Genomic DNA, 12,915 nt, shown 5'->3' with positions numbered 1-12,915 from the left:
ACGGTTTTGGTTGCCTTAGAGTGCCGTGCGTCCAAGCCGACACGCGGCCCTCTAGTGATCGGGTTGCGAAAAGGCGGAGCATCGCTGCTCCGCCCTCTTACGCTACCCAGGAGTAAGACCTCGTCTTGCTCCAGCGGGCAGGACATCACTTCACGATCTTGACTGCCTCGGCAATTTTATCCTTGCCGCTCATATCCCACGTGACGCGGACCTTTTCGCCGACCTTCAGGCCAGGATCCTTGAAGGTCTGGGGCAACGTAAAGGTGGCTCCGTTATCCAGAACTAGGCTCATCGCCGTTCCATCAAAGCTTTTGATCGTGCCGGTGGTGTGCTTGACCGCAGCGAATGCGGCAGTACCAGAGGCGAGAACGGCAGCGGCGGCTGCGGTCATAATAAGCTTGCGCATGGCATGCTCTCCTGGAAAATGCGGGCACCGCTTGGGAAAGGTGCCCCATTCAATCTGGGCCGTCCGGTCACGTCGGGTCGCGGCTCTCGGGAGTAAAGAACCGCCGGCGTTTCCCGGCCCGACGCGACAAATAGCCCAATCTTTACAATGGCATATTAGACGAAAAAGATATTTTCTGGCGCGCCTTGCGCCACATTCGCCGTCAAATTCTGGGGATTTGGACCCGATTGCGGCTCACGTCGTGCTCACCGAGATTTTACGGCCATTTCGCTTCTGGCGGCAGGCTGGACAGGATCGAGGCGACATTGCCGCCGGTCTTCAGCCCGAAGATGGTGCCGCGATCGTGAAGCAAGTTGAATTCGACATAACGGCCGCGGCGGATGAGCTGCTCGTCACGGTCGCCATCGGTCCAGTTGTCATTGAAGTTGGCGCGCACCAGATGTCCGTAGACGACGAGAAAAGATCGCCCGACGTCCTGGACGAAGTTGAAATCGGCGTCCCAGCCGCCTTTGTCCTCATCCGAATGCAGCCAGTCGAAGAAGATACCGCCGGTACCGCGTGGCTCGTCGCGGTGCGGCAGGTAGAAGTACTCGTCGCACCAGGCTTTGAATTTCACGTAGTCGGCGATCGCCGCGTTCTTCTCGCAGGCAAATTGCATCGCTCTGTGGAAGGCGATCGTGTCGGGGTCGTCCTGGCTGCGGCGGCGGTCGAGCACCGGTGTCAGGTCGGCGCCGCCGCCGAACCACTGGCGCGAGGTGACGACCATGCGCGTGTTCATATGCACGGCCGGCACGTTGGGGTTCCACGGATGGGCGATCAGCGAAATGCCGCTTGCCCAGAAGGAGGGGTCCTCTTCGGCGCCCGGCATCTGCTTCCTGAATTCGGGCGAGAACTCGCCGTGGACGGTCGAGGTGTGGACGCCGACCTTCTCGAAGACGCGGCCGTGCATCATCGACATGATACCGCCGCCGCCCTTGCCGGCATCGCGTTGCCACGGCGTCTTTTCGAAGCGGCCGGGCGACCAGCTAGCCTGCGGCCCCTGCAGGTCCTGCTCGATCTGCTCGAAGCTGGCACAGATGCGCTCGCGCAACGTCTCGAACCACAGCCGTGCCTTCGTCTTCTTCTGTTCGATGTCGGCTGGCAGCCCCGCCGGTATCTCGGGTCGTTGCAAATCCTGTCTCCGGTTGCGGGCGCGCCCGACAAATGACTCGTCTTTTCCGGCCGCGATCCCTAATCTCTTGGGTGCAAGGGTCAAGTGTGAATGGAGTTCTTTCGTGCGCACCCCGGCAAGACCGCCGCTGGATGGCCTGAAGAAGAGGCTCGACCGTTCGCGCGCCGAGAACGCGCGCATGCCGCGCGACGGCTTCCTGCGCGAGACCTTCGTGCTGCCGCGCTCGGACGCTCGTCTCAAGGCGAAGGAATGGTTCGAGCGCTTTCCTAAGCAGGCCTATTGGACCGAGATCGAAAGCTGGTTCGAGCGGCCGGGCGACGTCATCGAATTCACCATCAGGCGGCTGCCGGCGGCGGATTAACGCTCCGGTCTCGAGGCTGAACGTATCAGGGCTAGTTCATCTGCCCTGAACGATCTTGATAAACACGCTTCTGTCGCCCGTTCCAAGATGCGCTCGTTTCATCTCGGCATACGTCAGGCGCCCATTCGCGAAGGCCCGCACGGTTCTTCCGCACCAGACACGTGGCGCCGCGGCTGCGCTGACATTCATGATCTTGCCAGCTTCCTGCTTCGAACTGAGAGGCGATTGCTCCGAATGCCTGATGCATTCCGTAAGCACTTTCTTATACATGGCAGGACTGCCCTGAACCAAAGTCCTTGCCGTATTCCATTCACCTTCGCTCGGCATGCATCCAGCCAACACAATGGCGCCAAGCAACGCGGCGTAAGTCTTGTATGCAAATTTCAATTCTGCCCCCCAAGGTTAGTTGCAGGGGCGTATCAAGCACGGGCACATGACCTTCACAAGACTGTATAGTGACTAACGGACAGGATAAGTTCGCTGAACCCGTCCAGACCGTCATGGCTTCAACGCACGACCAGCCTGCGGGCGCCCGCGCCGTCCCTTGCCAGCCTGTCGTTCTTATTCCGCAGCGGACATTTGTCGATCGACATGCAGCCGCAGCCGATGCAGTCGCTCAGCCCGTCGCGCAGCTTCTTGAGCTGACTAATTTTCTGGTCGAGGTCGTCGCGCCAAGCCGTCGAAAGCAGGTTCCAATCCTCGCGCGTCGGCGTCCGGCCTTCAGGCAATGATCGAAGGGCTGTGCCGATCTCGGCCAGCGAAATGCCGACCTCCTGCGCTACCTTGATGATCGCCACCCGTCGCAGCACGTCGCGGCCGTAACGCCGCTGGTTGCCTGATGTGCGGTGGCTGCGGATCAGCCCGCGTGCTTCGTAGAAATGCAGCGCCGACACCGCCACGCCGCTGCGCATCGCCACCTGGCCGACTGTTAATTCCGTTGCCGCAGCCATCTCCGATTTTCCGCTTGACCTCAAGTTAAGTTGAGCTTGTAGCGAAGAAGCCTCGAAGATGCAAACGGCAGGAGAAGGCGATGGGCGTCTGGATGAGAATGACCGGAGAGGACGCAGTGTTGCGTGAGGATGACGCCTTGGTCGCTGCGGCCGGCGATCGCGTACACATCCTAGCGGAGCTGCCGGATCGCCTCGGCCGCCACCATTGCAACGGAAAGCGCGACGTTGATGCTGCGCGCGCCGGGCTGCATCGGGATGATCAGTCGCGCATCCGCCGCCTCGTGAACGGCGTCCGGCACGCCTGCGGATTCACGGCCGAACAAGAGAATGTCGTCGCCGGCAAAAGCGAAATCCGTGTAGGCGGCAGCTGCTTTGGTCGACAGCAGCACCAGCCGCCGCATGGCAAGCTTGCGCCAGTCCTCGAAGGCGTGCCAGTCGACATGGCGGGTCAGCGCCGCCATTTCGAGGTAGTCCATGCCGGCCCGTTTCAGCGCCCGGTCACCGAGCGGGAAGCCCGCCGGTTCGATGATGTCGACGCCGAGACCGAGGCAAGCGGCGAAGCGCAGGATTGTCCCGGTGTTGCCGGCGATATCAGGCTGATAGAGCGCGATGCGGAGACGGTCGTTCATTTCCGCGTCTTTCTAATAAGTGGCAGATCAGCCACAGAGCTCTCGCGGTTTTGGAAATTCCTGGACTGGCGGGTGGTCATTTTCTGCGAAGTCGGTTATACGGCCAGCATTGTCAACCCGAACCGATGGAGGGGTAATTCATGATGGCCATGCACATCCACCACCCCTCTCGTGGGCTTACCAGCCCGACGGCGGTTTCGGTACGACGATTCTCCTGACCTTCTAGACTTCAATCGCACCGATTCCCGCCGAAACCTTTTTCGGCCTTTGAAGGAATCCTGCGATGTTTTTCAAGCTGTGGAAGGGGCTGAACGCCCCACCTGAACACGCTTCGACCGATGCCACCTTTGCCGCGCCGCGCGTGCCCGCGGCCTGGGTTGGTTCACCCTTCTACCTGCATCTTCAACTGGAGGACGGACCGATGTTCGATCCATGTAGAATACCCGGCTCAAGAAGCCTGCACGAGCGCAAGACTGCGACCTGGGCGCTTTTGATCGGCGAGACCTACTCGTCGGCGGTTCACGCCGAGACCCGCCGGCGTCCGCATCGCGGCATGCTGCCGGACGTCGATTTCTCGCGCGCCGTTCCGGACTATAGCCGGCCGTCGCTGGTGCGCCGGATCATCAGGCTGATCCGGCCTGGTGCAAAAACCAGCGCGAAAATCCGGATCGTCAAAACGTCGTCAGCATCGTCAAACGAGACTGTCGGCGAAAGGCCCGCGACAACCTATATAGCGCGAAGCAGGACCGGCGAGGCGGACGATTCCGTATCGCCGGTCCTTGACGCCATGCGGTCTGGGCACCTCGTCCGTTCGCGTGCCGCGTGAGCGGAAACAGTATTGTGAGCATCTCTATGTTTAGCTGGTTTGAAAAAAGGCTCGATCCGTTCCCTGCCAAGGAGCCGGTCGAGCCGCCGCGGACACTGATCGCCTTCTGCGTGCATTATACGCGCGGCGCGTGGCCCTACATCGCTCTCGATGCGGTACTGGTGACGGCCATCGCCCTTGCCGAGGTGTGGATGTTCGGCTTCATGGGCCGGATCGTCGACTGGCTGTCCGGACAGAATCGCGAGACGTTCCTGCAGACCGAAGGCTTGAAGCTGGTCGGCATGGCCTTCATCGTGATTTTCGCGCTGCCGGCGACGGTCTGGTTCCATTCGCTGCTCAACCAGCAGACGCTGATGGGTAATTATCCGATGCGTATCCGCTGGCAGGTGCATCGCTATCTGCTCAAGCAGTCAATGAGCTTCTATCAGGACGAGTTTGCCGGGCGCATCGCGACCAAGCTGATGCAGACCGCGCTCGCGGTGCGCGAGTGCGTCATCAAGCTCATCGATGTGCTCAACTATATCGTCGTCTATTTTCTCGGCATGCTGTTCATTGTCGGCTCGGCAGACTGGCGGCTGGCTGCGCCGCTTGCCGTCTGGCTTGCCGGATATGTCCTGCTGTTGCGCTATTTCATCCCGCGGCTGGGCAAGGTCGGCGAGGAGCAGGCCAATGCGCGCTCAACCATGACCGGCCGTGTCGTCGACAGCTACTCCAACATCCAGACGGTCAAGCTGTTCTCGCATGCGCGGCGCGAGGCATCCTTCGCCAAGGACGGTATGGCCGGCTTTCTCGATACAGTCTACCGGTCGATGCGGCTGGTGACACAGCTCTACGGCCTGCTCTACGTCCTGAATTCGCTGCTGTTGTTTTCGGTCACCGCAATCTCGCTATGGCTGTGGCTCGGCCAAGCCGTGACGATCGGCGCCGTCGCCCTGGTCATCGGCCTCGTGCTTCGGCTCTGGGGCATGTCGCAATGGATCATGTGGGAGATGTCCACGCTGTTCGAGAATATCGGCACGGTGCAGGACGGCATCGCCTCGATCTCGCTGCCGCGCCTCGTCGAAGACCGGCCTGGCGCCAAGGATATTGCCGTGACCAAGGGCGAGATCCGTTTTGAGGACATCCGCTTCCATTATGGCAAGCAGAAGGGCGTGATCGAAAGCCTGTCGCTGACGGTGAAGCCGGGCGAGAAGGTCGGCATCGTCGGCCGTTCGGGTGCCGGCAAGTCGACGCTGGTCAATCTTCTGTTGCGCTTCTATGACCTCGAAAGCGGCAAGGTCCTCATCGACGGCCAGGACATTGCGGCGGTGACGCAGGACTCGCTGCGCGCCCAGATCGGCATGGTCACGCAGGACACCTCGCTGCTGCATCGCTCGGTGCGCGAGAATATCCTCTATGGCCGGCCGGACGCCAGTGACCAGATGCTGATCGAGGCGGCGCGGCGCGCCGAGGCGCTGGATTTCATCGCCGGATTGTCGGATTCTAACGGTCGAAAGGGTTTCGACGCGCATGTCGGTGATCGCGGCGTCAAATTGTCCGGCGGCCAGCGGCAACGCATCGCCATAGCCCGTGTTATGCTGAAGGACGCACCAATCCTTATCCTCGACGAAGCGACCTCCGCCCTAGATTCCGAGGCCGAGGCGGCCATCCAGGAGAACCTCTACAGACTGATGCAAGGCAAGACCGTCATCGCCATTGCGCACCGGCTGTCGACGATCGCCGCCATGGACCGGCTCGTCGTCATGGACAAGGGCCGCGTCATCGAGGAAGGTTCGCATGAGGAACTGATTGCCAGCGGCGGGCTCTACGCCCAGCTCTGGCAGCGCCAGTCGGGCGGCTTCCTGCTCGACGACGGCCCCTCTGCCAACGATGCAGCCGCCAACGATGCACTCGTCAAGGGTGAAGCCGCCGAATGACTGCCATCTACCGCTGGTTCGAGAACTGGGTCTATCCATTCCGGGAGCCTGCGGACCTTCGGCCACCTGCCGGCGTCAGGGGTTTCCTCTGGCATTATGTCGGGCAGGCGAAGATCGCCTTCTTCGCCATGCTGCTGATCGGCGGCATCGCGCCGTTAGTCGAAGCCGGACTGTTCTATTTCGTCGGGCGGCTGGTCGACATCCTCGACCAGCTTCCCGGCGAACGCAGCTGGCACGCGTTGTGGACTGCCGCCGGCCCGGAACTTGTCTTCATGATCGCGGTGGTGCTGGTCATCCGCACCATCGTCGTCGGCCTGTCGGCGCTGGTCGACGAGCAGACGATCACGCCGGGTTTCTATAATCTGGTGCGCTGGCAGGCGCATCGCCATGTCTCGCGCCAATCCTACGCCTTCTTCCAGAACGACTTTGCCGGACGTATCGCGACCAAGGTCTGGCAGGCGGGACAGGCGACCGGCGATCTGATGGAAAGCTTCATCGAGGTCGTCTGGTTCATGGTCGTCTATACGGTGACGACGCTGGCGCTGGTCGCCGGGCTCGATCTCCGGCTGGCGGTGCTGGTGGTGATCTGGATTACCGCCTTCGGCTTGCTGGCCAGGCGCTATTTGCCGGCGATCCGCAAGCATGCCGAAGCCACCGCCGAAGCCGGCTCGATGATCACCGGCCGCCTTGTCGATTCCTATTCGAACGTGCAGACGCTGAAACTGTTCTCGGCCGATGGCGACGACCGCTACATCAGGAACGGCTTCGACATCTATCTCGACGCGCTGCGCCCGTTCACCCGCCGGCTGACCGGCGTGCGCATGGCACTGACGATGCTGTCGGGCATTATGATCACGGCGATCGCCTGCTTTGCCGTTTATCTCTGGGTCGAGGGCTCGATCACAGTCGGCGCCGTGGCTTTCACGCTGTCTTTGGTGCTGCGGCTGAACATGCTGCTCGGCCGGCTGATGATGCAGCTCAACGGCATCTTGCGGAACCTCGGCGTGCTGGAAAACTCCAAGGCGCTGATCTCACAGCCGCTCGGCCTGACCGATGCGCCGGACGCGAAAGAGATTGTCGTCGTCGGCGGGCGCATCGACGTCAGCAATGTCGAGTTCCACTACGGCAAGGGGTCCGGCGTGCTCGACGGCATCGACCTCGTCGTGCGGCCGGGCGAAAAGGTCGGCCTGGTCGGCCCGTCCGGCGCCGGCAAGACGACCTTGGTCAATCTGATCCTGCGCCTCTACGACCTCGAGAGCGGCAAGATCACCATTGACGGGCAGGACGTCTCCAGGGTCACGCAGAATTCGCTGCGCGCCAATATCGGCGTCGTCAGCCAGGATACGGCACTTTTCCACCGCTCGCTGCGCGACAACATCAAGCTCGGCATGCCGGAAGCGACCGACGCCGAGGTGGTCGCGGCAGCGAAGAAGGCCGAGGCGCACGAGTTCATCCTCGGTCTGCGCGACAATCGCGATCGTATCGGCTACGAGGCCTATGTCGGCGAGCGCGGCGTCAAGCTCTCCGGCGGCCAGCGCCAGCGCGTGGCGATCGCCCGCGTCTTCCTCAAGGATGCACCGATCCTGGTGCTCGATGAGGCGACCTCGGCGCTCGATTCCGACATCGAGGCGGCGATCCAGGAAAATCTGGCAAGGCTGATGGAAGGCAAGACGGTCATCGCCATCGCGCATCGGCTATCGACCATTGCGGCACTCGACCGGCTGGTGGTGCTCGACGAGGGCCGCATCGTCGAGCAAGGCACGCATGACGAGCTGGTCGGGCTCGACGGGCTCTATGCCAGGCTGTGGAAGCGGCAGTCCGGCGGCTTCCTGTTCAACGAAGAGAGCGCGTTGGCCGAGACCCGGCCGGCGGAGTAGTTTTCTATAAAGCGGAGTGAAATCATGGCGGTGAGAATGCCATCGAATTTCGGACGGTCCGGCGCGCAGGAGAGCGCGTTGGACCTGCTTGGCCATGAAATCCTCGGTGAAAAGGCGGCAGCGCTCGGCCGCGCCGGCCGGCGCGTCGAGGAAACATTGACGAGGCTGCGCGAGAATTGCGACAGTGTCGACCGTGCCCGGCTGCTCAGGGATGCAGCCGAAGCGGTGCACGGGTATTTCATCCAGCGCGAACTCTGCGGCCTGCGCAAGCACGACGCGGTGATCCGGGAATACAACATTCCCAAGGCCGTGCTGGCCAGGCTCGGCGCTAGCGCATGATCCGAACCGGAACTGGTTTGGGAAGCGTTATTCCAGCCACTCGGTGATGAAGCTGCCGTTCTCGTGTATGTCGGTGGTTTCCAGCGGGCCTGGCCCGAGATTGGTGAATTTGTGCGGCGTGTTCGGCGGCACGATCAGGATCTGGCCGGCTGTGGCCTCGATCTGCCGGTCGCCGACGGTGAACAGGCCGGTCCCGGTCCGGATGATAAAAATCTCGCAATAGGGGTGGCTGTGCAGCCTGGGGCCGCCGCCGATCTCGGGCAGGTAGTTGAAGATCAGGCAGCTGTTGGAGCCGTAGGCGCCGCATTGCAGCTCGCCCTGCCAGTGGTCGGGCCAGTGGTCGGGCGCTTCGGCCCACTTGTCGCGGTCTATGACATGCGCCATAGGGCGAGGATAAACCGGGCCAGCGTCCGCTGTCGAGGTGAGCGCAGCCGTTTGGTTTTGCTGCTGTTTTCCAATCGTTCCGCTGGGCAAATTACGTCCCCGCGACAATCTGCCCTTGTGCCTTCACCCGTCTGGACAAAAACAGGCTTCACGCATAAACCCAAGTCCCAAATGCCGGAGGAATTCGCTAGCCTGTTCGCCATGCGCTGTCGGGCCGGCGTGATTGAGCGGGGAACAGGCTCGGCCGCCGGCACGGAAGAGACGAAAGGATCAGGCACCCGTGAGCGCAACCGACACCCAGGATCCCAACCGTCGTGATTTTCTCTACGTCGCCACCGGCATGGCGGCGGTGGTCGGCGCGGGCGCTGTCGCTTGGCCGTTCATCGATCAGATGCGTCCGGATGCCTCGACGCTGGCCCTTGCCTCGGTGGAGGTCGACGTCTCTTCGCTGACGCCAGGAATGTCGCTCGTTGTGAAGTGGCGGGGCAAGCCGGTGGTCGTGCGCAACCGCACCGAGCAAGAGATGAAGGACGGCGAGGCGGTCAATCTCGCCGAGCTCAAGGATCCAATCGCCCGCAACGCCAATTTGCCGGCCGACGCCCCGGCAACCGACGCCAACCGCACCACGCCGGGCAAGGAAGCCTGGATGGTGATGATCCAGGTCTGCACCCATCTCGGCTGCATCCCGCTCGGCCAGGAAGGCGATTTCGGCGGCTGGTTCTGCCCGTGCCACGGTTCAGTATACGATACCGCCGGCCGCATCCGGAAGGGGCCGGCGCCCGAGAACATGGCGGTGCCGGTGTTCCAGTTCATTTCCGACACCAAGATCCGTATCGGCTGAGGCAAGGGATATTTCCATGAGCGAGGGACACTCGACCTATACGCCCAAGACCGGCATCGGACGCTGGTTCGATTCGCGCATGCCGCTGCCGCGGCTGGTCTATGACAGCTTCATCGCCTATCCGGTGCCGCGCAATTTGAATTACGCCTGGACCTTCGGCGGCATTCTCGCGCTCATGCTGGCGGCGCAGATCCTGACCGGTATCGTGCTGGCCATGCACTACGCGGCCGACAGCACTCTCGCCTTCGATTCGGTCGAGAAGATCATGCGCGACGTCAATTCGGGCTGGCTGCTGCGCTATCTGCATTCGAACGGCGCGTCGTTCTTCTTCGTCGCCGTCTACATCCATATTTTCCGTGGCCTCTACTACGGCTCCTACAAGGCGCCGCGCGAGTTGCTGTGGATCCTCGGCTGCATCATCTACCTCTTGATGATGGCGACCGGGTTCATGGGCTATGTGCTGCCCTGGGGCCAGATGAGCTTCTGGGGCGCCACCGTCATCACCGGCTTCTTCACCGCCATCCCGCTGGTCGGCGACTGGATCCAGCAGCTTTTGCTCGGCGGCTTCGCGGTCGACAATCCGACGCTGAACCGTTTCTTTGCGCTGCATTACCTATTGCCGTTCATGATCGCCGGCGTCGTCGTGCTGCACATCTGGGCGCTTCACGTCGTCGGCCAGAACAATCCGACCGGCATCGAGGTCAAATCGAAGACCGACACGCTCGCCTTCACGCCTTACGCGACCATCAAGGATGGGTTCGGCATGATCGTGTTCCTGTTCGTCTTCGCCTATNACGCTCGCCTTCACGCCTTACGCGACCATCAAGGATGGGTTCGGCATGATCGTGTTCCTGTTCGTCTTCGCCTATTTCGTCTTTTATCTGCCGAACTATCTCGGCCATCCGGACAATTACACCGTTGCCAACCCCCTGAAGACGCCGGCCCACATTGTGCCGGAATGGTACTTCCTGCCGTTCTACGCGATCCTGCGCGCTATCACCTTCAATATCGGGCCCATCAACTCCAAGCTCGGCGGCGTGCTCTGCATGTTCGGCGCGATTGTCATGCTGTTCCTGGTGCCGTGGCTCGACACCTCGAAGGTGCGCTCGGCAGTCTACCGGCCCTGGTACAAGCTGTTCTTCTGGCTGTTCGTGGCCGACGCCATCCTGCTCGGCTGGCTGGGCTCGCAGCCGGCCGAGGGCAGCTATGTGTTCATGGCGCAGATGGCGACGCTGTTCTACTTCGCCTTCTTCCTGGTAGCGCTGCCGGTACTTGGGCTGATCGAGACGCCGCGGCGGCTGCCGAATTCGATCACCGAGGCGGTGCTCGGGAAGAACAAGGGTAGCGGTGGACATCCTGCCGGCGCCACGGCCGCGCCGGAAACCAAAGGCTGAGCATGATCCCGAAAAGTGGAAACCGGTTTTCGGACAAGATCATGCTCGAGACGATGACAGCGCGTCAGAGAATCTCAAGGGGATTTGCATGAAGAAGATTCTCACCTCGCTGGCGCTGCTTGGCCTTGTGGCCGCGGGCATTGGGGCCACAGGCACTGGAGCGCGCGCCCAGGAAGAGGCGCACAACGAGGCGGCGCCGACGCATTTCCCGATACACGAACCAAAGGAAATGGACTGGAGCTTCGCCGGGCCGTTCGGCACCTACGACAAGGCCCAGTTGCAGCGCGGGCTGAAGGTCTACAAGGAAGTCTGCTCAGCCTGTCATTCGATGAATTTGGTGGCGTTCCGCACGCTGGAAGGCCTTGGCTATTCGGATGCGCAGATCAAGACGCTGGCGGCCGAATACACGATCCACGACGGCCCGAACGATGCCGGCGACATGTTCGATCGCCCCGGCAAGCCGTCCGACCATTTCCCGGCGCCGTTCCCCAATGCGGAAGCGGCGGCGGCGGCCAATGGCGGCGCAGCACCGCCCGACATGTCGCTGCTGGCCAAGGCGCGCGGCGTTGAACGCGGCTTCCCGCGCTTCGTCTTCGACATCTTCACGCAATATGCCCAGGGCGGTCCCGACTACATCCACTCGCTGCTGACCGGCTACGACCAGCAGCCGCCGGCGGGCATGGTCATACCGGAAGGCACGCACTACAATCCGTACTTCCTGTCCGGTGTGTCGCTGAAGATGCCGAAGCCGCTCTCCGACGGCCAGGTTACCTATGATGACGGCGCGCCGCAGACGGTCGACCAGTATTCTCGCGACGTGTCGGCCTTCCTGATGTGGGCGGCCGAACCGCATCTCGAGGACCGCAAGAAGACCGGCTTTCGCGTACTGGTCTTCCTGCTGCTGTTCGGCGCACTGGTCTACCTGACCAAGCGCAAGGTGTGGGCCGGCGTGGCGCACTGAGCCCGGCAACACACGAGACCGGGAGGGCGTCGAAAGGCGCCCTTTTCATTGCAGGCATTTCGATTTATTGCAGCCGTCGCTGAGCACGCCCTTTGCCGGACAATTTTCCGTCAGGCGTCACATGGCGGTAGCCGGACTTGGCTGCACCGGGTTACGATTGGCCAATTCCCTTCACGTCTTCAGCCGAATCTGAAAGGCCCGGAGAGCCGCTTGATGAAATCCTCGCTCGAAGAGACGCTGCTTGCCGCGATCCGCACCATTCCGGATTATCCCAAGCCGGGGGTCCTGTTTCGCGACATCACCACGCTGCTCGGCAATGCGCGGGCCTTCCGCCGCGCCATCGACGAACTGGTGCATCCCTATGCCGGCCTCAAGATCGACAAGATCGCCGGCATCGAGGCGCGCGGCTTCATCCTCGGCGGCGCCATCGCCCACCAGCTCTCGGCCGGCTTCGTGCCGATCCGCAAGAAGGGCAAGTTGCCTTACGAGACGGTGCGCGTCGCCTACAGCCTGGAATACGGGCTGGACGAGATGGAGATGCACAAGGACGGTGTTTCTCCAGGCGAGAAGGTAATCCTCGTCGACGATTTGATCGCCACCGGCGGCACGGCCGAGGCGGCCGTCAAGCTATTGCGGCAGATCGGCGCCGATATCCTCGCCGCCTGCTTCGTCATCGACCTGCCGGACCTTGGCGGCCGAGAGAGGTTAGAGGCGCTCGGCGTACCGGTGAGGACGCTGATCGGGTTTGAGGGGCATTGAGTGTTTCTTCCTTCTCCCCTGTGGGAGCTAGGGCATATACACATCTCGCAGAGCCCATCCATCGGCACAGGCACGGAAGTAGGCCAGGCCGTTGTAGAAGG

General features: G+C 62.0%; 14 protein-coding genes and 1 pseudogene. 9 read left to right on the top strand and 6 right to left on the bottom strand.

Annotation, left to right across the window (positions count from 1 at the left end; all coding sequences use genetic code 11):
- Nucleotides 1-145 precede the first annotated feature (145 nt).
- Together X773_RS67340 and hemF are read right to left on the bottom strand one after the other, a co-directional pair.
- Nucleotides 146-406 (bottom strand): DUF1344 domain-containing protein, encoded by a 261-nt coding sequence (locus X773_RS67340; RefSeq protein ID WP_023679489.1) that lies wholly within the window; start codon nucleotides 404-406, stop codon nucleotides 146-148.
- Nucleotides 407-662: 256 nt separating this feature from the next.
- Nucleotides 663-1,577 carry an oxygen-dependent coproporphyrinogen oxidase gene (gene hemF / locus X773_RS67335; RefSeq protein WP_023679488.1) on the bottom strand — a complete coding sequence of 305 codons (915 nt, stop codon included), beginning with the start codon at nucleotides 1,575-1,577 and terminating at the stop codon, nucleotides 663-665.
- Nucleotides 1,578-1,680: 103 nt separating this feature from the next.
- Between hemF and X773_RS67330 the strand changes: the two genes are divergently transcribed.
- The gene (locus X773_RS67330) at nucleotides 1,681-1,938 is read left to right on the top strand and encodes a hypothetical protein (RefSeq protein ID WP_023679487.1); all 258 of its coding nucleotides are present in this window, start codon (nucleotides 1,681-1,683) and stop codon (nucleotides 1,936-1,938) included.
- Between the two features lie 36 nt (nucleotides 1,939-1,974).
- Here X773_RS67330 and X773_RS67325 read toward each other — a convergent pair whose 3' ends face one another.
- The 3 genes from X773_RS67325 to X773_RS67315 all read right to left on the bottom strand — a co-directional run bounded on the left by X773_RS67325 (nucleotide 1,975) and on the right by X773_RS67315 (nucleotide 3,517).
- Complete coding sequence (locus X773_RS67325) at nucleotides 1,975-2,325, bottom strand: hypothetical protein (RefSeq protein WP_156937440.1); 351 nt, start codon at nucleotides 2,323-2,325, stop codon at nucleotides 1,975-1,977.
- A 119-nt stretch (nucleotides 2,326-2,444) separates the two neighbouring features.
- Nucleotides 2,445-2,888 carry a redox-sensitive transcriptional activator SoxR gene (soxR, locus tag X773_RS67320; RefSeq protein WP_023679485.1) on the bottom strand — a complete coding sequence of 148 codons (444 nt, stop codon included), beginning with the start codon at nucleotides 2,886-2,888 and terminating at the stop codon, nucleotides 2,445-2,447.
- Between the two features lie 170 nt (nucleotides 2,889-3,058).
- The gene (locus X773_RS67315; RefSeq protein ID WP_023679484.1) at nucleotides 3,059-3,517 is read right to left on the bottom strand and encodes a tRNA (cytidine(34)-2'-O)-methyltransferase; all 459 of its coding nucleotides are present in this window, start codon (nucleotides 3,515-3,517) and stop codon (nucleotides 3,059-3,061) included.
- 283 nt (nucleotides 3,518-3,800) lie between these two features.
- Between X773_RS67315 and X773_RS0139215 the strand changes: the two genes are divergently transcribed.
- From X773_RS0139215 to X773_RS67300, 4 genes are read left to right on the top strand one after another with little or no spacing between them, the layout of a single operon-like run.
- Nucleotides 3,801-4,343 (top strand): hypothetical protein, encoded by a 543-nt coding sequence (locus X773_RS0139215; RefSeq protein WP_031212588.1) that lies wholly within the window; start codon nucleotides 3,801-3,803, stop codon nucleotides 4,341-4,343.
- 26 nt (nucleotides 4,344-4,369) lie between these two features.
- Complete coding sequence (locus X773_RS67310) at nucleotides 4,370-6,259, top strand: ABC transporter ATP-binding protein (protein WP_023679482.1); 1,890 nt, start codon at nucleotides 4,370-4,372, stop codon at nucleotides 6,257-6,259.
- The gene (locus tag X773_RS67305) at nucleotides 6,256-8,136 is read left to right on the top strand and encodes an ABC transporter ATP-binding protein (RefSeq protein WP_023679481.1); all 1,881 of its coding nucleotides are present in this window, start codon (nucleotides 6,256-6,258) and stop codon (nucleotides 8,134-8,136) included. Before X773_RS67310 ends, X773_RS67305 begins: the two co-directional genes overlap by 4 nt.
- Before the next feature lie 24 nt (nucleotides 8,137-8,160).
- On the top strand, nucleotides 8,161-8,475 hold the full coding sequence (locus X773_RS67300) for a DUF6665 family protein (protein ID WP_023679480.1): 315 nt from the start codon (nucleotides 8,161-8,163) through the stop codon (nucleotides 8,473-8,475).
- A 27-nt stretch (nucleotides 8,476-8,502) separates the two neighbouring features.
- On the opposite strand, the gene X773_RS67295 is transcribed toward X773_RS67300, so the two are convergent.
- Nucleotides 8,503-8,859, bottom strand: a complete 357-nt coding sequence (locus X773_RS67295; RefSeq protein ID WP_023679479.1) for a cupin domain-containing protein — start codon at nucleotides 8,857-8,859, stop codon at nucleotides 8,503-8,505.
- Between the two features lie 280 nt (nucleotides 8,860-9,139).
- Here X773_RS67295 and petA point away from each other — a divergent pair, with 280 nt between their 5' ends.
- From petA to X773_RS67275, 4 genes and pseudogenes are all read left to right on the top strand, one after another.
- On the top strand, nucleotides 9,140-9,700 hold the full coding sequence (gene petA, locus X773_RS67290) for a ubiquinol-cytochrome c reductase iron-sulfur subunit (protein WP_023679478.1): 561 nt from the start codon (nucleotides 9,140-9,142) through the stop codon (nucleotides 9,698-9,700).
- 16 nt (nucleotides 9,701-9,716) lie between these two features.
- A pseudogene (locus tag X773_RS67285) lies at nucleotides 9,717-11,094 on the top strand (cytochrome b N-terminal domain-containing protein).
- 88 nt (nucleotides 11,095-11,182) lie between these two features.
- Nucleotides 11,183-12,055, top strand: coding sequence for a cytochrome c1 (locus X773_RS67280; protein WP_023679477.1), 873 nt, complete (start codon nucleotides 11,183-11,185; stop codon nucleotides 12,053-12,055).
- Between the two features lie 213 nt (nucleotides 12,056-12,268).
- Nucleotides 12,269-12,814 carry an adenine phosphoribosyltransferase gene (locus X773_RS67275; protein ID WP_023679476.1) on the top strand — a complete coding sequence of 182 codons (546 nt, stop codon included), beginning with the start codon at nucleotides 12,269-12,271 and terminating at the stop codon, nucleotides 12,812-12,814.
- The last annotated feature ends 101 nt before the right edge of the window (nucleotides 12,815-12,915 follow it).

Origin of the sequence: Mesorhizobium sp. LSJC280B00 (assembly GCF_000502835.1) — a bacterium.
Classification (GTDB): Bacteria; Pseudomonadota; Alphaproteobacteria; order Rhizobiales; family Rhizobiaceae; genus Mesorhizobium.
Note: the sequence above shows the minus strand (reverse complement) of the source record. Positions and strands in the feature narration are given on the sequence as shown.

Coding starts and splice junctions, on each gene's coding strand:
- X773_RS67340 (WP_023679489.1), bottom strand. CDS start 406: ATGCGCAAGCTTATTATGACCGCAGCCGCCGCTGCCGTTCTCGCCTCT.
- soxR (WP_023679485.1), bottom strand. CDS start 2,888: ATGGCTGCGGCAACGGAATTAACAGTCGGCCAGGTGGCGATGCGCAGC.
- X773_RS67315 (WP_023679484.1), bottom strand. CDS start 3,517: ATGAACGACCGTCTCCGCATCGCGCTCTATCAGCCTGATATCGCCGGC.
- X773_RS0139215 (WP_031212588.1), top strand. CDS start 3,801: ATGTTTTTCAAGCTGTGGAAGGGGCTGAACGCCCCACCTGAACACGCT.
- X773_RS67310 (WP_023679482.1), top strand. CDS start 4,370: ATGTTTAGCTGGTTTGAAAAAAGGCTCGATCCGTTCCCTGCCAAGGAG.
- X773_RS67305 (WP_023679481.1), top strand. CDS start 6,256: ATGACTGCCATCTACCGCTGGTTCGAGAACTGGGTCTATCCATTCCGG.
- X773_RS67300 (WP_023679480.1), top strand. CDS start 8,161: ATGGCGGTGAGAATGCCATCGAATTTCGGACGGTCCGGCGCGCAGGAG.
- X773_RS67295 (WP_023679479.1), bottom strand. CDS start 8,859: ATGGCGCATGTCATAGACCGCGACAAGTGGGCCGAAGCGCCCGACCAC.
- X773_RS67280 (WP_023679477.1), top strand. CDS start 11,183: ATGAAGAAGATTCTCACCTCGCTGGCGCTGCTTGGCCTTGTGGCCGCG.
- X773_RS67275 (WP_023679476.1), top strand. CDS start 12,269: ATGAAATCCTCGCTCGAAGAGACGCTGCTTGCCGCGATCCGCACCATT.